21 protein-coding genes are annotated in these 19,135 nt (G+C 73.0%); 10 read left to right on the forward strand and 11 right to left on the reverse strand.

Features of this window, described 5'->3' with window-relative positions:
- Positions 1–11 precede the first annotated feature (11 nt).
- Positions 12–1,406, reverse strand: coding sequence for an aminopeptidase P family protein (locus ABZ444_RS07145; protein WP_357993821.1), 1,395 nt, complete (start codon positions 1,404–1,406; stop codon positions 12–14).
- Between the two features lie 139 nt (positions 1,407–1,545).
- Between ABZ444_RS07145 and ABZ444_RS07150 the strand changes: the two genes are divergently transcribed.
- From ABZ444_RS07150 to ABZ444_RS07170, 5 genes are all read left to right on the forward strand, one after another.
- Complete coding sequence (locus tag ABZ444_RS07150; RefSeq protein ID WP_357993824.1) at positions 1,546–1,974, forward strand: CBS domain-containing protein; 429 nt, start codon at positions 1,546–1,548, stop codon at positions 1,972–1,974.
- A 46-nt stretch (positions 1,975–2,020) separates the two neighbouring features.
- Positions 2,021–2,740, forward strand: a complete 720-nt coding sequence (locus tag ABZ444_RS07155; protein ID WP_357993827.1) for a hypothetical protein — start codon at positions 2,021–2,023, stop codon at positions 2,738–2,740.
- Positions 2,737–3,663, forward strand: coding sequence for a carbohydrate kinase family protein (locus tag ABZ444_RS07160; RefSeq protein ID WP_357993829.1), 927 nt, complete (start codon positions 2,737–2,739; stop codon positions 3,661–3,663). Before ABZ444_RS07155 ends, ABZ444_RS07160 begins: the two co-directional genes overlap by 4 nt.
- A 75-nt stretch (positions 3,664–3,738) precedes the next feature.
- A complete protein-coding gene (locus ABZ444_RS07165; protein ID WP_357993832.1) occupies positions 3,739–4,512 on the forward strand; it encodes a cyclase family protein in 774 nt (257 codons plus the stop codon).
- On the forward strand, positions 4,509–6,188 hold the full coding sequence (locus tag ABZ444_RS07170) for a thiamine pyrophosphate-binding protein (RefSeq protein ID WP_357993835.1): 1,680 nt from the start codon (positions 4,509–4,511) through the stop codon (positions 6,186–6,188). The genes ABZ444_RS07165 and ABZ444_RS07170 overlap by 4 nt, the downstream gene beginning before the upstream one ends.
- 37 nt (positions 6,189–6,225) lie before the next feature.
- On the opposite strand, the gene dhaM is transcribed toward ABZ444_RS07170, so the two are convergent.
- The 3 genes from dhaM to dhaK are packed head-to-tail and all read right to left on the reverse strand — an operon-like array spanning position 6,226 to position 8,266.
- On the reverse strand, positions 6,226–6,600 hold the full coding sequence (gene dhaM, locus ABZ444_RS07175; protein WP_352358152.1) for a dihydroxyacetone kinase phosphoryl donor subunit DhaM: 375 nt from the start codon (positions 6,598–6,600) through the stop codon (positions 6,226–6,228).
- A complete protein-coding gene (gene dhaL / locus ABZ444_RS07180) occupies positions 6,600–7,286 on the reverse strand; it encodes a dihydroxyacetone kinase subunit DhaL (RefSeq protein ID WP_357993839.1) in 687 nt (228 codons plus the stop codon). The genes dhaM and dhaL overlap by 1 nt, the downstream gene beginning before the upstream one ends.
- Positions 7,286–8,266 carry a dihydroxyacetone kinase subunit DhaK gene (gene dhaK / locus ABZ444_RS07185; protein WP_357993842.1) on the reverse strand — a complete coding sequence of 327 codons (981 nt, stop codon included), beginning with the start codon at positions 8,264–8,266 and terminating at the stop codon, positions 7,286–7,288. Before dhaK ends, dhaL begins: the two co-directional genes overlap by 1 nt.
- Before the next feature lie 155 nt (positions 8,267–8,421).
- Between dhaK and ABZ444_RS07190 the strand changes: the two genes are divergently transcribed.
- A complete protein-coding gene (locus tag ABZ444_RS07190; RefSeq protein ID WP_357993845.1) occupies positions 8,422–9,168 on the forward strand; it encodes a lysophospholipid acyltransferase family protein in 747 nt (248 codons plus the stop codon).
- A 17-nt stretch (positions 9,169–9,185) separates the two neighbouring features.
- Here the strand turns inward: ABZ444_RS07190 and ABZ444_RS07195 are convergent, their stop codons facing one another.
- Both ABZ444_RS07195 and ABZ444_RS07200 read right to left on the reverse strand, forming a co-directional pair.
- Positions 9,186–9,992: a serine/threonine-protein kinase gene (locus ABZ444_RS07195; RefSeq protein WP_352358144.1), complete on the reverse strand. Its 807-nt coding sequence runs from the start codon at positions 9,990–9,992 to the stop codon at positions 9,186–9,188.
- A gap of 56 nt (positions 9,993–10,048) precedes the next feature.
- Positions 10,049–11,302: an MFS transporter gene (locus tag ABZ444_RS07200; RefSeq protein WP_357993848.1), complete on the reverse strand. Its 1,254-nt coding sequence runs from the start codon at positions 11,300–11,302 to the stop codon at positions 10,049–10,051.
- A 65-nt stretch (positions 11,303–11,367) separates the two neighbouring features.
- On the opposite strand from ABZ444_RS07200, the gene ABZ444_RS07205 reads away from it, so the two are divergent.
- The gene (locus ABZ444_RS07205) at positions 11,368–11,973 is read left to right on the forward strand and encodes a winged helix-turn-helix domain-containing protein (protein ID WP_357993851.1); all 606 of its coding nucleotides are present in this window, start codon (positions 11,368–11,370) and stop codon (positions 11,971–11,973) included.
- A gap of 58 nt (positions 11,974–12,031) precedes the next feature.
- On the opposite strand, the gene ABZ444_RS07210 is transcribed toward ABZ444_RS07205, so the two are convergent.
- Both ABZ444_RS07210 and ABZ444_RS07215 read right to left on the reverse strand, forming a co-directional pair.
- On the reverse strand, positions 12,032–12,655 hold the full coding sequence (locus ABZ444_RS07210; protein WP_357993854.1) for a DJ-1/PfpI family protein: 624 nt from the start codon (positions 12,653–12,655) through the stop codon (positions 12,032–12,034).
- Between the two features lie 4 nt (positions 12,656–12,659).
- Complete coding sequence (locus ABZ444_RS07215) at positions 12,660–13,622, reverse strand: GlxA family transcriptional regulator (protein WP_357993857.1); 963 nt, start codon at positions 13,620–13,622, stop codon at positions 12,660–12,662.
- Between the two features lie 127 nt (positions 13,623–13,749).
- On the opposite strand from ABZ444_RS07215, the gene ABZ444_RS07220 reads away from it, so the two are divergent.
- Both ABZ444_RS07220 and ABZ444_RS07225 read left to right on the forward strand, forming a co-directional pair.
- Positions 13,750–14,202 carry a helix-turn-helix domain-containing protein gene (locus tag ABZ444_RS07220; protein ID WP_357993861.1) on the forward strand — a complete coding sequence of 151 codons (453 nt, stop codon included), beginning with the start codon at positions 13,750–13,752 and terminating at the stop codon, positions 14,200–14,202.
- 181 nt (positions 14,203–14,383) lie between these two features.
- A complete protein-coding gene (locus ABZ444_RS07225) occupies positions 14,384–14,680 on the forward strand; it encodes a hypothetical protein (RefSeq protein WP_357993864.1) in 297 nt (98 codons plus the stop codon).
- Positions 14,681–14,738: 58 nt separating this feature from the next.
- Here ABZ444_RS07225 and pruA read toward each other — a convergent pair whose 3' ends face one another.
- Both pruA and ABZ444_RS07235 read right to left on the reverse strand, forming a co-directional pair.
- Complete coding sequence (gene pruA, locus ABZ444_RS07230; protein WP_357993867.1) at positions 14,739–16,364, reverse strand: L-glutamate gamma-semialdehyde dehydrogenase; 1,626 nt, start codon at positions 16,362–16,364, stop codon at positions 14,739–14,741.
- Positions 16,365–17,282, reverse strand: a complete 918-nt coding sequence (locus tag ABZ444_RS07235; protein WP_357993870.1) for a proline dehydrogenase family protein — start codon at positions 17,280–17,282, stop codon at positions 16,365–16,367.
- Between the two features lie 76 nt (positions 17,283–17,358).
- Here ABZ444_RS07235 and ABZ444_RS07240 point away from each other — a divergent pair, with 76 nt between their 5' ends.
- Positions 17,359–18,426: a helix-turn-helix domain-containing protein gene (locus tag ABZ444_RS07240; RefSeq protein ID WP_357968417.1), complete on the forward strand. Its 1,068-nt coding sequence runs from the start codon at positions 17,359–17,361 to the stop codon at positions 18,424–18,426.
- Here the strand turns inward: ABZ444_RS07240 and ABZ444_RS07245 are convergent.
- Complete coding sequence (locus tag ABZ444_RS07245) at positions 18,411–19,133, reverse strand: glycoside hydrolase family 16 protein (RefSeq protein WP_357993873.1); 723 nt, start codon at positions 19,131–19,133, stop codon at positions 18,411–18,413. The genes ABZ444_RS07240 and ABZ444_RS07245 overlap by 16 nt on opposite strands.
- Positions 19,134–19,135: the final 2 nt, after the last annotated feature.

Below are 19,135 nucleotides of genomic sequence, written 5' to 3' on the forward strand. Positions count from 1 at the left end.
TGACCGGGTGGTCACGACCGGACGACGTTCATCCACGACTCGATCTCGTCAGGATGGCGGGGGAGGGCCTTCGACATCAGGGTGGCGCCCTCTGCGGTGACCACCAGGTCGTCCTCGATGCGGATGCCCATGCCGCGCAGCTCGGCGGGCAGCGTCAGGTCGTCGGGCTGGAAGTACAGGCCGGGCTCGACCGTCAGGACGTTGCCCTCCTCCAGCACGCCGTCGAGGTAGACCTCGGCCCGCGACCTGGCGCAGTCGTGCACGTCGAGGCCGAGCATGTGGCCGCTGCTGCACAGCGTGTAGCGGCGGTACAGGCCCGACTCCATGAGGGCGTCGGGGGAGTCCTTCAGCAGGCCCCAGTCGTGCAGGCCCTCGCAGATGACGCGCATGGCCGCCAGGTGGAAGTCGCGGAAGCTCGCGCCGGGCTTCAGCGCCGCGATGCCGGCGTCCTGGGCGGCCAGCACCAGCTCGTACGCCTGCCGCTGCGCCGCGGTGAACCGGCCCGACAGCGGGAACGTCCGGGTCACGTCGGCGGTGTAGAGGGTGTCGGTCTCGACGCCCGCGTCCAGCAGGAGCAGGTCGCCCTCGGCCAGCGCGCCGTCGTTGCGGATCCAGTGGAGCACGCAGGCGTGGGCGCCGGAGGCCACGATGCTGTCGTAGCCGACCGCGTTCCCCTCCAGGCGTGAGCGCAGCCCGAAGACGCCCTCCAGGTAACGCTCGCCGCGCGGGTGGCCGAGGGCCGCGGGCAGGGCGCGCACGACGTCCTCGAAGCCGCGCACGGTGGCGTCCACGGCCGACTGCAGCTCGCCGACCTCCCACTCGTCCTTGACCAGCCGCATCTCCGACAGGAACACCTCCAGCTCGGCGTCGCGGCCGCCCGCCGGCACCAGCGCGTCGACGGAGGCGTCGACGCCGCGCAGCACGCGGGCCGGGCCCTCGGGCCGCAGGTCGCGGATGTGCGCGCACTCGATCTGGTACAGCTCCGACGCCTCGGCCAGGTCGGGCCTGCGGCCCACCCAGAACTCGCCGTAGCGGCGGTCCCGGTAGAACTCCTCGCCCTCCTCGCGCGGCGAGCGCGGGCGCACGTGCAGCACGGCCTGCCCGGACGGCTCGATGACCAGCACGTCGCCCGGCTCGCCCGCGCCCGTCAGGTAGGAGTACGCGCTGTGCGGCCGGAACCGGTAGTCGCTGTCGTTGCTGCGCACCTTGAGCGTGCCCGACGGGACGACCAGGCGCTCACCGGGGAAACGCGCGGCCAGCGCCGCCCTGCGCCGGGCCGCCCAGGGGGCGATCGGCAGCGCGGTCACGCCGGTGCGCCGGGTGTCGGCCCAGCCGGTGCGCATGAACGCGGCCAGCTGCGGGGTGATGGGCAGGTCGTGGCTTCCGGTGTTGAGCTGCTCGGTCATCGATGCCTTCCACGTCGTCGGAGATGCGGCAAGTCAGCCTACGTGACCGCTTGACGGGGTCCCCACTCGGTTGTTTGCCTGTGAGGACCGGGCATAAGCCGGCCTTCGGCCGGGGACATTGGGAGCAGAGGTGGTGCACATGCTCATCGGGACGATCCTGCGCAACAAGGGAAGCGCTGTTACCACGGTGGCGCCGGAGGCGACGGTGCGGGAACTGCTCGGCAAGCTCGCCGACGACAACATCGGCGCGGTCGTCGTCTCCACCGACGGCACGACGATCCAGGGGATCGTCTCCGAGCGCGACGTGGTGCGGCGGCTGCACGACCGGGGCCCGGAGATCCTCGACGCGCCGGTCTCCTCGATCATGACGACCGAGGTCCGCACGGCCGGGCCCGGCGACAACGTCGACGAGCTGCGCCGCACGATGACCACACACCGGTTCCGCCACATGCCCGTGGTCGAGAACGGCCGCCTGGTGGGCATCGTCAGCATCGGCGACGTGGTCAAGAGCGCGATCGAGGAGCTGGAGACGGAGAAGGCGTCGCTCGTCGACTACCTTCACCGCTGACAGGGGCGTTGACAGGGGCGTCGATGGGGATGGCACCCTTGGGTCCGTGACGTACGGCCCCCCTGAGCCCCCTCGGGCGACGAGCAGTCCGCCGATCATCCTGCTCGTGTCCGGGCTGGCCGCCGTGGTGGCCTTCATCCTGGGCGTCTTCGTCGGGTACGGCGCGGAGGGCTCGTCGGCCTCGCCGGCCCCCAGGGTCACGGTGACGGTCGAGGGCACCGGCCCGCCCTCGGCCTCCGGCCCCGCCACCCCGCCCGCCCCGACGGACGCCCCGACGGACGCCCCGCAGACCGACCCCCTCCAGACCGGTCCCGCTCAAACCGGTCCCGCTCGAACCGGCTCCGCCACGCCGCCCACGACCGGGCCCGCCCAGACCGGACCCACGCAGACCGGACCCACGCAGACCGGACCCACACAGACCGGACCCACGCAGACCGGACCCACGCAGACCGGACCCACGCAGACCGGACCCACGCAGACCGGACCCACACAGACCGGACCCACACAGCCCGGTCCCGCGCAGACCGGGCCGACGGCCGGGATGCGGACGTTCGTCGTGGGCGTGGACATCCAGCCCGGCATGTACCGCACGACCGGTCCCGTCGCGGGCTCCACGAACTGCTTCTGGGCCCGGCTGAACAGCACGTCCCCCGACCTCGGCTCGGTGATCAACGCGGGTGCCCCGACCGGGCCGGCGAGCGTCACCATCGAGCCGGGCGACAAGGCGTTCCAGACCGCCGGATGCGCACAGTGGACCAAGGCGTGACGGCCGCCATGGCCGGCGGGTTCGACCTCCTGGTCGTCGGCGACGCCAATCCCGACATCGTGCTGTCGGGCGCGCCGCGCGAGCTGGCGTACGGCCAGCGCGAACGGCTCGTCGCGGGCGGCGACCTGGTTCTCGGCGGGTCAGGCGCGATCACCGCGTGCGGGGCCGCCAGGCTCGGCCTGCGCACCGCCTTCGCCGGCCGCGTGGGCGACGACGCGGCGGGGCGTTTCGTGCTCGGCGCGCTGGCCGAGCGCGGGGTGGACGTCTCCCACTGCGTGACCGACCCCCGGCCCACGGCCATGACCGTCGTGCTCGCCGACGGGACGGACCGGGCCATCCTCACCTCGCCGGGCTGCCTGCCGTACCTGACCGCCGGGGACGTGCCGCGCGGCCTGGCCCGGCACGTGCACGTGTCGTCGTACTTCCTGCAGCCCGGACTGGCGGACGGGCTGCCCGCGCTGCTGGCGGAGCTGCGCGCGGCGGGCGCCACCACCTCGCTGGACACCAACGACGACCCGGCCGGCCGCTGGGACGGCCTGGCGGACGTGCTCGCCGCCACCGACGTGTTCCTGCCCAACGCCGGCGAGGCCAGGGCGATCGCGGCCCGCCTGACCGGCGTCCGTGACGGGCCGCTGGAGGCCGTCGCGGCGCGGCTGGGCGCACTCGGGCCGGCCGTCGTCGTCAAGGACGGCGCGGACGGCGCGCTGGCCTGGGAGTCAGGCCTGGTGACGCGGGCTCCGGCCAGGCCCGTCGAACCCGTGGACACCGTCGGCGCGGGCGACAGCTTCGACGCGGGCTACCTCGCCGCCAGGCTGCGCGGGATGAGCCGGCGCGAATGCCTCGACGTGGCCGTGGCCTGCGGATCGTTGTCCACCCGCGCGGCCGGCGGCACCGCCGCCCAACCCGCCTGGAAGGAACTGTGAAGACCGCCTTCCCGCGTCGTTGCGCAGGTGAGTCCCGCTGGAGGAGGATGCGCTCAGCCCAACAAGGAGGATGACATGTCGGTGTTGCAGAGCTTCCTGGACAGCGTGCGCGGCGGCGCGATCGAGGTGGTCGACCTCACCGCGCCCCTCTCCTCCGAGACGCCGATCCTCCAGTTGCCCGAGCCGTTCGGCAACACCATCCCGTTCCGGCTGGAGGAGATCAGCCGCTACGACGACCGCGGCCCCGCCTGGTACTGGAACGACATCCACACCGGCGAGCACTCCGGCACCCACTTCGACGCCCCGGTCCACTGGGTCACCGCCCGCGACGGCCAGGACGTCTCCCAGGTGCCCGTCCGCAGCCTGATCGCGCCCGCGGTCGTGCTCGACTTCGCCGCCGAGGCGTCCAAGGACCCCGACTTCCTCCTGCAGATCGACCACGTCAAGGAATGGGAACGCGCCAACGGCCCGCTGCCCGACGGCGGCTGGCTGCTCTACCGCACCGGCTGGGACGCCCGCTCCGCCGACCAGGCCGCCTTCCTCAACGCCGACGAGACCGGCCCGCACTCCCCGGGCATCTCGGTCGAGTGCGCCTCCTGGCTGGCTGCCGAGACCCCGATCCTCGGGCTCGGCGTGGAGACCGTCGGCACCGACGCCGGGGCCGCCCACTCCTTCGACCCGCCCTTCCCCTGTCACTCCTTCCTGCTCGGCGCGGGCAAGTACGGCCTGACCCAGCTCCGCAACCTCGACCGCCTGCCGGTGACCGGGGCCGCCGTGGTCGCCCCGCCGCTGCCCATCGTCGGCGGCTCCGGCAGCCCCGTCCGCGTCCTGGCCCTGGTGGAACGTTGACCGTCCCGGAGACGGCGGCCGCGGCGGTCGGCCGGGTGCTGGCCGCCCGCGTCCGCACGGCGTTCGGGGTGGTCGGCAGCGGCAACTTCCATGTCACGAACGCGCTGGTCGAGCACGGCGTGCGGTTCGTCGCCGCGCGGCACGAGGGCGGGGCGGCGACCATGGCCGACGCCTACGCCCGGATGAGCGGCGAGGTCGGCGTCGTCACGGTCCACCAGGGGCCGGGGCTGACCAACGCGATGACGGGGATCGCCGAGGCGGCCAAGAGCCGTACGCCGGTGATCGTCCTGGCCGGTGAGGCGACGGACGCGCGCTCCAACTTCCACGTCGACCAGGACGCCCTGGCCGCGGCGGTGGGCGCGGTCCCCATGCGCCTCACGGACGCCGCGCGGGCCGAGGAGCAGGCGCTCGAAGCCTTCCGCGTGGCCGCCCTGGAACGCCGCACGGTCCTGCTGAACCTGCCGCTCGACGTGCAGTCCGCCCCCTCGGGCTCCCGCGCCCCCGGCTCTGTCCTGACCGGCGCGGCGGGGACGGGAACGGCCGGACGGCACGATCCCGGCGCGGCCGACGCGGACCGGTCAGATGCGGGGGACGCGACGGCCGAGCTCGGGCGGTTGCTGGCCGGGGCGCGGCGGCCGGTGTTCGTCGCGGGCCGCGGCGCCCGGCACGCCCGCCGTGAGCTGGAGGCGCTGGCCGACCGCACCGGCGCCCTGCTGGCCACCTCCGCCGTCGCCAAGGGCCTGTTCCGCGGCAGCCCCTGGGACCTCGACGTGAGCGGCGGCTTCGCCACCCCGCTGGCCGCCGAGCTGATCCGCGGCGCGGACCTGATCGTCGGCTGGGGCTGCGCCCTGAACATGTGGACGACCCGGCACGGCTCGCTGATCCCGCCGGAGGCGAAGGTGGCCCAGGTCGACCTCGACCCGGCGGCCGTCGGCGCGCACGTCCGGGCCGACCTGGGGGTGGTCGGGGACGTCCGGGCCGTGGCGGCGGCCCTCACCGGGCCGGGCGGCGCCGCGCCGGGCTACCGGTCGGCCGAGCTGGCCCGGCGGATCAGGGACGAGGGACGCTGGCGCGCGGTGCCGTACCGGGACGAGAGCGGCGCGGGCCGCATCGACCCGAGGACGCTCACCATCGCCCTGGACGACCTGCTCCCGAGTGAGCGCGTCGTGTCCGTCGACTCCGGCAACTTCATGGGGTACCCCTCGATGTTCCTGGACGTGCCGGACGCGGGCGGGTTCTGCTTCACCCAGGCGTTCCAGTCGGTCGGGCTCGGCCTGGCGACCGCGATCGGGGCCGCTCTGGCCCGTCCGGACCGGCTCCCCGTGGCCGCCCTGGGCGACGGCGGCGCGCTCATGGGCATCGCCGAGCTGGAGACCGTCGTCCGGCTGGGGCTGCCCATGGTGGTCGTGGTCTACGACGACGAGGCGTACGGGGCGGAGGTGCACCACTTCGGGCCGCACGGGCATCCGCTCGGCACGGTCCGCTTCCCGCCCGCCGACCTGGCCGCGATCGCCCGGGGCCACGGGTTCGCGGCGGTGACCGTCACGGACGCCGCCGGGCTGGCGGGCGTGGCCGAATGGCTCAAGGGGCCCAGGGACCGCCCGCTGCTGGTGCACGCCAAGATCACCGGCGAGCACGGCTCCTGGTGGCTGGAGGAGGCCTTCAAGGGCCACTGAGGAGAACGGCGGGGCCGGGGCGGGTGCCGGGGAGCGGTCAGAGTTTGCGGTAGGTGCGGGCCTCTTCGGCGGCGGCCAGCACCTCCGCCAGCGACCCGCCCGTGCACGCCGCCACGCACGCCGCCACCGCCCCCTCCACGAACGGCACGTCCGCGATCACGACGCGCCCGTCCTCCTCCAGCAGCCGGGCGGTCAGCACCGAGCTGCCGAGGTCGGGGATGATCAGCACGCCGTCGCCCCGGTCCACGCTGCGCACGGCCTGCTCGACGAGGTCGAAGCTGGTGCCCAGGCCGCCGTCCGCGGTGCCGCCGGCCGCCGCCACCGGCACGGGCTCCGCGGCGATCCCCAGGGCCAGCGCCGCGGTCTCGGCCGCCAGCCCGGCACTGTGCGAGACCAGCACCACCCCGACCATCAGCCCTCCGCCCGCCCCTGGCCCTCCGCCGCTGTCCGGCGCTCTGTCTGGTTCCGGCCTTCTGCCCGGTTGCGGGCCACCGTGGCCAGGGCGCGCATGATCAGGGCTGCCGAGGCCGCTCCCGGGTCCTCGTGTCCCACGCTGCGTTCGCCCAGGTAGCTGGCCCGGCCCTTGCGGGCCTGGAGGGGGATCGTCTCCCGCGCGCCCTCGGCCGCCGCGTCCGCCGCCCGTTCGAACGCCTCCAGCGCCCCGATGCCGTCCCGTACGGCCAGGGCCAGCGACCGGGAGGCCGGGACCAGCGCGTCCACCATGGTCTTGTCGCCCAGGACCGCCTTGCCCAGCCGTTCCAGCGCGACCACCCCTTCCTCGAACGCCGCCTCGAAGCGGGCCAGCGTCACCGGGGACTCCAGCGTCCGGCCCATCTGGCGGAACATCGACCCGTACAGCGGGCCGGAGGCGCCGCCGACGCGGCGGATGAGGGCCGTGCCCGCGTCGGTCAGCACCTGCCCGGGTGAGCCCGGCGGCCGGTCGGCCAGTGCCTTGGCGACCTCGGTGAAGCCGCGGTCGAGGTTCGCGCCGTGGTCGGCGTCGCCGATGGCCGCGTCGAGCTCCGTCAGCCGCCCGCGGCCGTGGCGGACCAGCCGGGCCGCCTCGTCGAGCCAGTCCGCGAAGAAGCGGGTGTCCATCAACGCCCCCAGCGCAGCGCCGGTGTCTCGACGGGCGCGTCCCAGAGCCGGGTGAGCGTGTCGTCGACCCGGCACACGGTGACCGAGAAGCCCTGCATGTCCAGGCTTGTCACGTAGTTGCCGACGAGCGAGCGGGCCACCCGCGCGTCCTTGCCCTTCACGAACGCCGCGACCTCGGCGAACAGCACGTACAGCTCCATGAGCGGGGTGCCGCCCATGCCGTTGACCATGACCAGCAGGTCGCCGCGGAGCGGCAGGTCGCTGTGCAGGGCCTCCATGGCGACGGCGGCCAGCTCGCGGGCCGAGGCCATCGGCACCCGCGTGCGGCCCGGCTCGCCGTGGATGCCGATACCCAGCTCCACGTCCGTCTCGGGCAGGTCGAACGTCGGCTTGCCCGCCGACGGCGTCGTGCACGAGGTCAGCGCGATGCCGAACGACCGGCTGCGCTCGTTCACCTCGGCGGCGACCCTGGCCACCTCGGTCAGCGGCGCGCCCTCCTCGGCCAGCGCGCCCGCGATCTTCTCCACGAACAACGTCGCGCCCGTGCCGCGCCGCCCGGCCGTGTAGAGCGAGTTCTGGACGGCCACGTCGTCGTCGACCAGCACGGAGGCGACGTCGTTGTCCTCGGCCAGCTCGGCGGCCATCTCGAAGTTGAGCACGTCGCCGGTGTAGTTCTTGACGATGTGCAGCACGCCGGCGCCGCCGTCGACGGCCCTGGTGGCGTCGATGATCTGGTCGGGCACGGGCGAGGTGAAGATCTCGCCGGGGCAGGCGGCGTCCAGCATGCCGTGGCCGACGAACCCGGCGTGCAGGGGCTCGTGGCCCGAGCCGCCGCCCGACACCAGCCCCACCTTGCCGGGGCGCGGCCCCGCGGCCCGGTAGACCACGCGGTCCTGGACCCTCAGCGCGGGATGGGCCGCGGCCATGCCGTTCAGCGCGTCCTCCACGACGGAGTCGGCGGTGTTGATGAGCTTCTTCATGGTCAAAACATCTGCCCGTTCTCACGGGAGGGCAAGCGCCGCCGCGTGAACAGGGACGATGTCCTACGATCTCGTGACCAGAGCCGATCTTTTCCGGGCGGGTACGGGTCTCCCGAGTGGCCTGCCGACCGGCGTGAGTAGGCTACCTTCTGCTCATGGCTGAGATTGTGTACCCGCCGGTGATCACCGCCGCGCGGACCCTCTTTCGCGTGCTCGACTACCGCTTCCACATGGAGGGCACCGAGCACGTGCCGCGGACCGGGGGAGCGGTGCTGGTGAGCAATCACATCAGCTACCTCGACTTCATCTTCGCCGGGTTCGCCGCGCTGCCGTCCAAGCGGCTGGTGCGCTTCATGGCCAAGCAGGACGTCTTCGACCACCGTGTCTCCGGGCCGCTGATGCGCGGCATGCACCACATCCCGGTCGACCGCGGGGCCGGGGCAGGCTCGTACGCCACCGCGCTGCGCAAGCTCAAGGCCGGCGAGGTGGTGGGCGTCTTCGCCGAGGCCACGATCAGCCGCTCCTTCACCGTCAAGGAGATCAAGAACGGCGCCATCCGCATGGCCCAGGCCACCAACGTGCCGGTCGTCCCGGTCGCCCTGTGGGGCAGCCAGCGGTTGTGGACCAAGGGCCGTCCCAAGCAGCTCACCCAGCGGCACGTGCCGATCACCATCCTGGTGGGCGAGCCGTTCCACCCCAAGCGCGGCGAAGACGTCAACCAGCACACCGTCGACCTGCACACGCGCCTGTCGGAGCTGGTCGACCGGGCGCAGCGCACCTACCCCGAGGTGCCGCCGGGCGTGTGGTGGCAGCCCGCGCACCTGGGCGGCACCGCGCCCACCCCCGAGGAGGCGGCCGCCATGGACGCCGCCGAGGCCGAGGCCCGCGCGCAGAAGGACTGAGCCCGCCGGAGCCGGTTTCAGATGGCGGCCTGGTAGGCGCTGGCGCGCATGCCCGCCAGCAGGCCCGCCGTCTGCTCCGGCGTGTAGCGGCGCACCGGGTCGTGGTGGAGCAGCCCCTCGATGAGGGGGCGCATCACCCCGGCCCGCCGCGGTGGCGGGTACGGGCCGCTGCGGGCCATGCCGAGCACCGTGGCCGCGTCCTGCCCGGGGTAGGGCGGCTGGCCCTCGACGGCGCTGTAGAGCGTCGCGCCGAAGGACCACATGTCGGCCTCCTTGCTGGCCGGCCCGCCGTGCAGCCGCTCCGGGGCCATGAACGCGGGCGTGCCGCGCAGCCGCCGCGAGGTCGTCATGCGGATGTCGCCCTCGGCCGTGGCGATGCCGAAGTCGGTCAGCACCACGCGGTCGCCGGTCAGCATCACGTTCGCGGGCTTGACGTCGCGGTGGAGCACGCCGGCCTTGTGCGCGGTGCGCAGCGCGGCGAGCAGGTGCTGCCCGATCGCCACCACCGACTGCGCGGGCAGTGTGCCCACCTGGGAGAGCAGCTGGTGGAGTGAGAGCCCGTGCAGGTACTCCATCACGATCCAGAGCTTGCCGCCCACTTCCATCAGGTCGTGGACCGTGACGATGTTGGGGTGCGTCAGGCCGGCCGCCATCCGGGCCTCACGCAGCACCCGGCGGCGAACCATCTCGGCCTCACCGGCCAGAGTCAGCTCCTTCAACGCCACCTCTCGGTGGAGGAGCCGATCGAACGCCCGCCAGACGACTCCCATACCCCCACGACCGGCCTCCTCGTTCAGGAGGTACCGTCCGCCGATCTCCCGCATACCATCCCCTCAAGCTCGGGGATAATCATGTCATCTCCGTACGCGGCATAGGGTGCCTAACGTGATCTGGATATGTCGGAAAGCGTAGGTTCGCTGGTCAGCGCCGCAGAAATTCGCCCAGGCAGGGCGCGCCACACGAGCCCCACAGCCACCAGGCACAGCCCCGCTGCCCCGGCCAGCACGGTGGCCAGCCCGAACAGGTCGCCCACCACGCCGGCCAGTGCCGCGCCCACCGGCATGCCGCCCATGCCGACCAGCCGGTAGGCGGAGTTCACCCGGCCCAGCATCTCGCCGGGGATCAGCCGCTGCCGGACCGAGACGACCAGCACGTTGGCCGCCGCCCCCGTCACGCCCCACACCACCGCGACCGGGTACAGCGCCCACGGCGACGGCACGAGCATGGGGACGAGCAGCAGCAGGCTGCTGATCAGCCACGCCCCCACCAGCGTGCCGCTCTCGCCGATCAGTCGCGTGACCGGCCCGGTCAGCGGCGAGCCGAGCACCGCGCCGGCCGCGAACGCCGTCATCATGAGGCCGTAGCCGCTCGGGTCGAGGCCGATGCGCGACCCGTCGCCGACGGCCCACAGGACGAAGACGGCGAAGTATCCGGCGTTGGCCAGGTTCAGCATGCCCGCGGAGATCGCCAGCCTGCGCAGGAACCGGTGAGCCCACAGGTAACGCAGCGCCTCGCCGATGTCGGCGCGCAGCGGCCGGCGCGGCCCGGACGTGGCCGGAGCGGCCCGGAAGGAGCCGGCCATGCCGGTCAGCAGCAGGGCGGCGGCGGCGTACAGCAGGGCGGGGGCGCCGAAGAGGGCGGCGGGCAGCAGGCCGACGAGCAGCCCGGCCAGCGGCGCGCCGACGAAGTCGTTGCCGACGGTCTGGACGCCGACGATCCGGGCGTTGGCCCTGGTGAGATCGTCCTTGGCGACGGTCATGGGCAGGACGGACTGCGCCGAGGTGTCGGCGAAGACCTCGCTCACCCCGGCCGCGAAGACCACCGCGAGCAGCGTCCACAGGTTCAGCAGGCCCGCCGTCGCCAGCAGCGCCGCCACCGCCAGCACCGCCGTACGCGCGGTGTTGGCCAGCGTCATGACCCGGCGGCGGTCGACCCGGTCGGCGACCGCCCCCGCGTGCAGCGCGAACAGCAACCAGGGCGCGGTCGCGGCGGCCCCGGCCAGCGACACCAGCGTGGGGGAGCGGGTCATGGACACGGCCAGCAGCGGCGCGCCGACCCGCAGGACACCGTCGGCCAGGTTCGACAGCGCGGTGGACGACCAGAGGAACCAGAAGGCCCGGCCGAGACGGTTCACGGTGTACCCCGATAGTGTGTAAGGAAAAGTGTGCATAGATTCCTTTGCAAAGATAGGCTTGCACAGTGACAGAAGGCAAGAGCTTCTCCGCCCGCACCCTCGACGCGAAGGCGCTGAAGTCGTTCGCGCACCCGCTGCGGCTGCGCATCTACGAGCTGCTCGACGAGCACGGCCCGGCCACCGCCACCGGCCTGGCCGGCCTGCTCGGGCAGAACACCGGGGCCACCAGCTACCACCTGCGCGAGCTGGCCCGCCACGGCATGATCGAGATCGCGCCCGAACTGGGCCGGGGCAAGGAGAAGTACTGGCGGATCACGCCCGGCGGCTTCAGCTTCGGGCCGGCCAGGGACCACCCGGAGGAGGCCGACGCCCTGGAGTTCCTGCTGGACGACATGGTCCGGCAGCGCGGCGCGGAGCTGACCCGCTGGCGCGAGGGCTCGGCGCAGGCCGCCGAGGAATGGATGCAGGCCAGCGTGTTCGCCCGCCGCTCGCTGCGGCTCACCCCCGAGGAGACGGCCGACCTGCGCGACCGGGTGCTGAAGGTGCTGGACCGCTTCCGCCGCCTGTCGGACGGCAGGGACACCCCCGCCGGTGGCACCCACGTCGTCGTGCACTTCGACGTCCTGCCGCTCGGGGCCACGGGCGACCCGCCCCCGGCGGACCGGCCCTGACCCCCGCAACGCGCGGCGCCCCCGTCCCGGGAGGGACGGGGGCGCCGCGGCCGGACGGTCAGGAGATCAGGCTCATGGCCCGCTCGACGGTGCCCTCGGGCGCCTTGGCGGGCGAGCCCGCGTCGAACGGCGGGCGCGGGTCGTACTCGATCGCGAGCTGCACCGCCTGGGCGGTCTCGACGCCGTCGGCCTGGGCCAGCAGGGTCAGGGCCATGTCGATCCCGGCCGACACCCCGGCGGCCGTCACGATCTTGCCCTCGGTGACGACGCGCTCGCTCACCGGCTCGGCGCCGACGCCCGTCAGGCCGTCCAGCGCCGCCCAGTGGGTGGTCGCGCGCACGCCCTTGAGCAGCCCCGCCGCGCCCAGCACGTACGAGCCGCTGCACACCGACGTCGTCCACCGCGTGTGCTCGTGGGCCTCGCGCAGCCAGCCGAGCAGCGCCTCGTCCGACATCGCCTCCGCGGTGCCGGGCCCGCCGGGCACGATCACCACGTCGGGACGCGGCAGGTCGGCGTAGGAGGCGGTGGCGGCGATCGACAGGGTGCCCTGGTCGTCGGTCACCGGCCCCACCTCCCCGGCCACGAACGTCACCGTGACGCCGGGCGCGAACGCCAGCACCGTGTAGGGGCCGACCGCGTCGAGGGCGGTGAAACGGGGATAGAGCGGGATTGCCACATGCATGGTGTCATTTCTCCTTCGACTGGAATCTGCGGCGGTGCTCGCCCGGCGACACCCGCCAGTGGCGGCGGAAGACGCGGTAGAGGGTCTCCGGCGTGCCCAGGCCCGCCTCCCTGGCCACGGTCTCCAGGGGGTGCCCGGTGACCTCCAGGAGACGTCTGGCGGCGTCGGCGCGGCTGCGTTCGACGTACCGGCCGGGTGGCAGGCCGGTCTGCTCGGTGAAGACGCGGGAGAAGTGCCGTTCGCTCATCCCGACGCGCCGGGCGAGCGCGGGCACGCTCAGGTCGGCGGCCGGGTTGGCGTCGATGTAGCCCTGCAGCTCCCGCAGGGGCAGGCTGCGCGGCGTCATGGCCCGCATCGGCGCGCTGAACTGGCTCTGGCCACCCGGCCGGTGCAGGTAGACGACGAGCCCGCGGGCGACGTCGCGGGCCAGCTCGTGGCCGTGGTCCCTGGCCACCAGCGCGAGCGCGAGGTCCACGCCGGACAGCACGCCCGCCGAGGTCCACACGTTGCCGTCCTCGATGTAGAGGGGATCGGGGTCCACCTCGACGTCGGCGTAGCGGTGGCGCAGGTCGTCGGCGGACAGCCAGTGGGTGGTGGCCCGGCGCCGGCCGAGCAGCCCGGCCTCGGCCAGCAGGAAGGCCCCGTTGCAGACCGAGGCCACCCGCCCGGCCCGCGCGGCCAGGCCGGCGATCGCCCCGACCAGCGTGCGGTCCTCCAGCTGCCGCGGCACCGACAGCCCGCCGGCCACCAGGAGCGTGTCGATCGGCCCTGAGACCTCGCCGAGTGCCCCCGCCATGACGGTGACCCCGTTCGACGCGCTCACCGCCCCCGCCTCCACCCCGGCCACCTCGACCCGGTAACCCCGCCCCCGGGCGATCAGGTCGGCGGTCGCGAACACGTCCGCCGGCCCGGCCATGTCCAGCAACTGGAAGCCCGGGAAGACGACGATCACGATCCGTCGCTGCATGTCTTCATGCTGGTCGCGGCCCTGCGCTGGCGTCAATGACACAAACCTTGCACATTACGCCACCCGCTCCCGCCTCTCGGTGAAGGTGGGTTGCACTTATTGCAGATATCGAGGGCCGGAGGTGGTCATGCCCCGCAGCGGCGTCCTGGCCGGCGCGACACGCGTCGAAGCCGACAGCGGTGACCGCAAGCTGCTCGAACATCTGGAGGCGACGGCTGCCGCAGGGAACGCGTCGCTGGTGCTGCGCGGGCCGGACGGCACCGACCTCGTGCTGCCACGCTCGTTGGTCACGCTCCTGGCCGCCGCGGCGCACGACCTCGGCAAGGGGCACGCCGTCTGGGCCCTGCCCGCCGAGGTCCTGTTGAGCCCCAACGAGGTCGCGGAGCTGCTCGGCCTGTCGCGTCCCTTCGTCGTGCGACTGCTGGACGAGGGCGACATCCCCGCACAACGCCTCCCGGGCAGTCGCCATCGGGTCGTCCGCCTGGAAGACGTCCTGGAGTTCCAGGATCGCCGCGAGCGTCGCGCCGAAGCCCGCCGCAGGATCATGGAGGTCGCCGAAGAGGCGGAACTTCCCTCCTGATCTCCCGAGGGATAGTGGCTGATGGCGCGGGTCTTCGTCGACACCAACGTGCTGTTCCCGTTCTCGCTGATGGACCTCATGCTCGCGCTGACCGAGGACGCCGTGCACACGTGGGTCTGGAGCGATCACCTGCTGTCGGAACGGGAACGTGTGATCGTGCGCGAGCAGCGACCGCCATCACATGGCCGCCGCGACAGCAGGTCACGCCCGGACCCTGGTCACCTGGAACGTCACGGACTTCCCGGCGTCGTTCCTCGGCCGCCACGGGACGAGCGTCAGCGCTCCCGACGCTTACCTGCGCTCGCTGCCGGACCGCAGTCCGCGTGAGGTGCTGGGCGTGCTCGCGCGGATGGCGGCGGGGAAACGCCGTCCGCCCATGACCGCCCATGACGTCCTCGCTGCGCTGGACAGGGCGGGGGTTCCCGGCTTCGCCAGAGGTGCGGAGAGTTCGCTGACGATCGTCGAAGGCGGTTCTTGACGGAATTGGAGACGGCCGGCACCCCTGTGGGGGTGCCGGCCGTGGCTCTTCGGGGGCGTCAGCCCATGTGCGGGTAGCGGTGGTCGGTCGGCGGGACGAACGTCTCCTTGATCGTGCGGGCGTTCACCCAGCGGATCAGGTTGAAGATCGAGCCGGCCTTGTCGTTGGTGCCCGAGGCCCGCGCGCCGCCGAACGGCTGCTGGCCCACGACCGCGCCCGTCGGCTTGTCGTTGACGTAGAAGTTGCCCGCCGCGAAGCGCAGCCGCTCCGAGGCCGCGGCGATGGCGTACCGGTCCTGGGCGATGATCGAGCCGGTCAGCGCGTACGGGGCGATGCCCTCCATCTGGTCGAGCACCGTGTCGAAGTCGCGGTCCTCGTAGACGTGCACGCCGAGGATCGGCCCGAAGTACTCCTTGACGAAGATCTCGTCCGTCGGGTCGGCGCACTCCAGGATGGTCGGCTTGACGAAGTAGCCGACGCCGGAGTCGTACGAACCGGTGAGCACGTCGATGTTCGAGGCGGCCCGCGCCCGGTCGATGGCGTCCTTGTGCTTGGCGAAGGCCCGCTCGTCGATGACCGCGCCCATGAACGTCGACAGGTCGGCCGCCACGTCGCCCACGGTCAGCGACTCGGCCACGCCCACGAAGTCGTCACGCATGCGGTTCCACACCGAACGCGGCACGTACGCCCGCGAGGCCGCCGAGCACTTCTGGCCCTGGTACTCGAAGGCGCCCCTGACCAGCGCGGTCGACAGCACCGCGGGGTCGGCCGACGGGTGGGCCAGCACGAAGTCCTTGCCGCCGGTCTCGCCCACCAGGCGCGGGTAGCCGTGGTAGGAGGCGATGTTGGCGCCGATCGTGCCCCACAGGTGCTGGAAGGTGGGGGTGGAGCCGGTGAAGTGCACGCCGGCCAGGGCCGGGTGCGTCATCGCCACGTCGGAGACGGCCTGCCCGTTGCCGGTGACCATGTTGATCACGCCCGGCGGCAGCCCGGCCGCCTCCAGCAGCCGCATCGTGTGGTGCGCGGCGAGCTGCTGCGTCGGCGACGGCTTCCAGACGACGACATTGCCCATCAAAGCGGCAGAAGTCGGCAAATTTCCGGCGATGGCGGTGAAGTTGAACGGCGTGATCGCCAGCACGAACCCCTCAAGGGGCCGGTACTCCATCCGGTTCCACACACCGGGCGACGAGATCGGCTGGTCGGAGTAGAGCTGACGGGCGTAGGCCACGTTGAAGCGCAGGAAGTCGATCAGCTCGCAGGCCGCGTCGATCTCCGCCTGCTGCGCCGACTTCGACTGGCCGAGCACGGTGGCCGCGTTCAGCGTCTGGCGCCACGGGCCGGCCAGCAGGTCGGCGGCCTTGAGGAAGACCGCGGCCCGCTCGTCGAAGGACAGCGCCCGCCAGGCGGGCGCCGCCCGCAGGGCGCTGTCGATGGCGTCCTGCACGTCCTGAGCCGTAGCGTCGTTGGTACGGCCCAGGACGGAGGCATGGTTGTGCGGCTGCACCACGTCGATGGGCGCGCCGCCGCCGAGCCGCTGCTCGCCGTCGATGGTCATGGTCAGGTCGACGGGGGAGCCGGCCAGCTCCTTGATGCGGTCCTCCAGTGCCGAACGCTCGGCGCTGCCCGGCGCGTAGCCGAGCACGGGCTCGTTCACGGGGACGGGGACGTTGCTGATGGCATCCATTTACTTACCCCCAAGGGCACGAAGGAAGAAGGCGACGTTGGCGGGGCGCTCGGCCAGCCGGCGCATGAAGTAGCCGTACCAGTCGTCGCCGTAGGGGACGTACACGCGGACCGTGTGGCCGGCCCCGGCCAGGGCCTCCTGCCGGTCGGTCCGGATCCCGTAGAGCATCTGGAACTCGTGGTCGCCGAGAGTCCGGCCGAAGCGGTCGGCGAGCAGCTCGGTGATGGAGATCAGCCGGTCGTCGTGCGTGGCCACCATGGGGTAACCCTTCCCCGCCATGAGGATGCGCAGGCATCGCACGTACGCCTTGTCCACGGCCTGCTTGCCCTGGTGCGCGACCGAGGCGGGCTCGCGGTAGGCGCCCTTGACCAGCCGTACGCGCGATCCCTCGTGGGACAGGTCGCGGCAGTCGTCCTCGCTGCGGAACAGGTAGGCCTGGATCGCCACGCCGGTCGACGGGTAGTCCTCGCGCAGCTTGCGCAGGATGCCCAGCGTCGAGTCGACGGTGGTGTGGTCCTCCATGTCGAGCGTCACGGTCGAGCCGTTGGCCGCGGCGGCGGCGCAGATCTCGCGGGCGTGCTCCAGGGCCATGCCGTCGTCGAGCCGCTGCCCGACGGCCGACAACTTCACCGACACCTCGCCCCGGCTGCCGAGCTGCAGCGGCTTCAGCGCCTCCAGCAGCGTCACGTACGCCCGCGCCACGGTCTCGGCGGCGCGCGCGTCGCGCGTCTCCTCGCCGAGGTGGTCGACGGTCACGGCCAGGTTGGCGTCACGCAGCCGTTCGATGGCGTCCCGGGCCTCCTGGACGCTCTCGCCCGCGACGAACCGGTCCACCACCTTGCGGGTGAGCGGGAAGCCTGACACGGAGCGGCGCACGACGCCGCTCCCGGAGGCGGCAAGGAGCAGTTGACCCAACATGTCTCAAGTCTAGAAACCCCAGGTCAGAGGGGGCCATGAACGCGCGTAACGATCGATGTGGCAGGCTGTCATACAAATGCACAACACGTCCGACCTTCAGGAAATCGTCGACGAGATCGCCGCCACGCTCGGGGCGTCCGCGACGCTGGAGGACCGCTCGTTCCGGCTGCTCGCCTACGGCGCCCAGCACGGCGACATCGACACGGTCCGCCAGGAGTCCATCCTGCGCCGACGCGCCACCGGCGAGGTACGCGACTACTTCGAACGCTACGGCATCGCCAGGGCCGGCGGCCCGGTCAGGATCCCGGCCGACGCCGAGCTCAAGGTGCTGGCCCGGGTCTGCTGGCCGCTGCGCCACGGCGAGGTCACCTACGGCTACCTGTGGCTGCTGGACTCCGGCAGCCTCGCCGACGAGGCGCTGCGCCGCGTCGCGCCGCTGGTCGCCAGGGCCGCCGCGGCGCTCGCCCAGGAGGCCAGGAGCCGCCAGGACCTCGGACGCGGCCTGCTCGCCCTGCTCTCCGCCGACCCCGAGGAACGCGCCGCGGCCTCCATCGAGATCCCCGGCCCGGTCACCGCCGTCGCCGTGCGCGAGTCCAGCGAACGCGTGGCCGCCCTCTGGACGCTCCCGCGCGGCGTGCTGGCCCGCACCGGCTCGCCCGTCGCCCTGCTGGCCCCCGCCCACCTGGCCGGAGAGGTCGCCCAGACCCTGCAGAGCGCGTACGGCACCGCCGCCGGCATCGGCGCCCCCAGGAACGACCCGGCCGAGGCGTGGCAGAGCTGGCGCGAGGCCCGCCAGGCGCTGCGCATCGCCGAGCACTTCCCCCGGCACGCCCCCATCGCCCGCTGGCAGGACCTGGGCGTGCACCGCCTGCTGGCCCGCCTCGGCCGCTCCGACCTGCGCGAGCTGGCCGCCGAGACCGCCGCCCTCGACGCCGAGCTGGCCCAGACGCTGGAGGTCTACCTCGATCTCGGCGGCCACGCCCAGAAGACGGCCGCCGAGCTGGGCGTCCACCGTCAGACCCTCTACTACCGCCTGGGCAAGGCCGAACGCCTCCTGCACCGGGACCTGTCCGACGGCGACGACCGGCTGACCGTGCACCTCGGGCTGAAGGCGGCCAGGCTGCTGCCTCAGGACGGCCGGTAGACCTTCACCCAGTCCACGTACATCGACACCGTCGCGGGGGTGGACGAGTCGCGGCAGCGCGGCTCGCACACCACGTCGTTCTGCAGCGCCAGGCCCATGCGGTCGCCGTCGGGCACGTACCGGCCGCGGTAGTCCCACACCTTCCTGCCGTCCAGCCAGAACGTCAGCCGGCCGGGCAGCCAGTCCACGGCGGCGGTGTGCCAGCGGGTGAAGTCGGCGCGCAGCTGCCGTTGCGCGCGCCCGCGGCCGCCGTGCACGAAGATGCCGCCGCCCTGCCGGCGCGGGTCCACGATCTCGGCGAAGTCGACCTCGGCGTAGCCGTCGCCGTCGCTCTGGGCGGTGGGCCACAGCAGCGCGACCGGCGTGTAGCCGTTGCCCGCCTCGGCCCTGAACCGCACCTCCCATCTGCCGTACCGCTGGGCGAGCCGGGTGGCCACGCCGCCGGACAGGTCCTTGCCGCCGTACCGGCCGCCCTTGAGGCGCAGCATCCCGTCCGCGACCGTGGCGGCCCTGCCCGTACGGGGGTTACGGGCCGCGTCCGGCGAGTGGTAGACCATCCACCTGCTCGTGTCGACCGAGGAGCCGTCGAAGTTCTCGACGAGGACGGGGGTGCCCCACCTCGACGTCTCCGCCTGTGCGCTCTGGGGGAGGGTGAGGGCCGTGATCAGCGCCGCCACCGCCGCCCGCTTCGAACCGCGAGTAGACATGC

The sequence above is a fragment of the Nonomuraea sp. NPDC005730 genome (assembly GCF_040630865.1).
In the GTDB taxonomy this organism is placed as follows: domain Bacteria; phylum Actinomycetota; class Actinomycetes; order Streptosporangiales; family Streptosporangiaceae; genus Nonomuraea.

Excerpts from the sequence above, each read along its gene's own strand:
- ABZ444_RS07150 (WP_357993824.1), top strand. The coding sequence starts at position 1,546 with ATGCTCATCGGGACGATCCTGCGCAACAAGGGAAGCGCTGTTACCACG.
- ABZ444_RS07195 (WP_352358144.1), bottom strand. The coding sequence starts at position 9,992 with ATGCGGGAGATCGGCGGACGGTACCTCCTGAACGAGGAGGCCGGTCGT.
- dhaM (WP_352358152.1), bottom strand. The coding sequence starts at position 6,600 with ATGGTCGGGGTGGTGCTGGTCTCGCACAGTGCCGGGCTGGCGGCCGAG.
- pruA (WP_357993867.1), bottom strand. The coding sequence starts at position 16,364 with ATGGATGCCATCAGCAACGTCCCCGTCCCCGTGAACGAGCCCGTGCTC.
- ABZ444_RS07245 (WP_357993873.1), bottom strand. The coding sequence starts at position 19,133 with ATGTCTACTCGCGGTTCGAAGCGGGCGGCGGTGGCGGCGCTGATCACG.
- ABZ444_RS07225 (WP_357993864.1), top strand. The coding sequence starts at position 14,384 with ATGGCCGCCGCGACAGCAGGTCACGCCCGGACCCTGGTCACCTGGAAC.
- ABZ444_RS07145 (WP_357993821.1), bottom strand. The coding sequence starts at position 1,406 with ATGACCGAGCAGCTCAACACCGGAAGCCACGACCTGCCCATCACCCCG.
- ABZ444_RS07240 (WP_357968417.1), top strand. The coding sequence starts at position 17,359 with ATGCACAACACGTCCGACCTTCAGGAAATCGTCGACGAGATCGCCGCC.
- ABZ444_RS07165 (WP_357993832.1), top strand. The coding sequence starts at position 3,739 with ATGTCGGTGTTGCAGAGCTTCCTGGACAGCGTGCGCGGCGGCGCGATC.
- ABZ444_RS07235 (WP_357993870.1), bottom strand. The coding sequence starts at position 17,282 with ATGTTGGGTCAACTGCTCCTTGCCGCCTCCGGGAGCGGCGTCGTGCGC.
- dhaK (WP_357993842.1), bottom strand. The coding sequence starts at position 8,266 with ATGAAGAAGCTCATCAACACCGCCGACTCCGTCGTGGAGGACGCGCTG.
- ABZ444_RS07190 (WP_357993845.1), top strand. The coding sequence starts at position 8,422 with ATGGCTGAGATTGTGTACCCGCCGGTGATCACCGCCGCGCGGACCCTC.
- ABZ444_RS07210 (WP_357993854.1), bottom strand. The coding sequence starts at position 12,655 with ATGCATGTGGCAATCCCGCTCTATCCCCGTTTCACCGCCCTCGACGCG.
- ABZ444_RS07215 (WP_357993857.1), bottom strand. The coding sequence starts at position 13,622 with ATGCAGCGACGGATCGTGATCGTCGTCTTCCCGGGCTTCCAGTTGCTG.
- ABZ444_RS07220 (WP_357993861.1), top strand. The coding sequence starts at position 13,750 with ATGCCCCGCAGCGGCGTCCTGGCCGGCGCGACACGCGTCGAAGCCGAC.
- dhaL (WP_357993839.1), bottom strand. The coding sequence starts at position 7,286 with ATGGACACCCGCTTCTTCGCGGACTGGCTCGACGAGGCGGCCCGGCTG.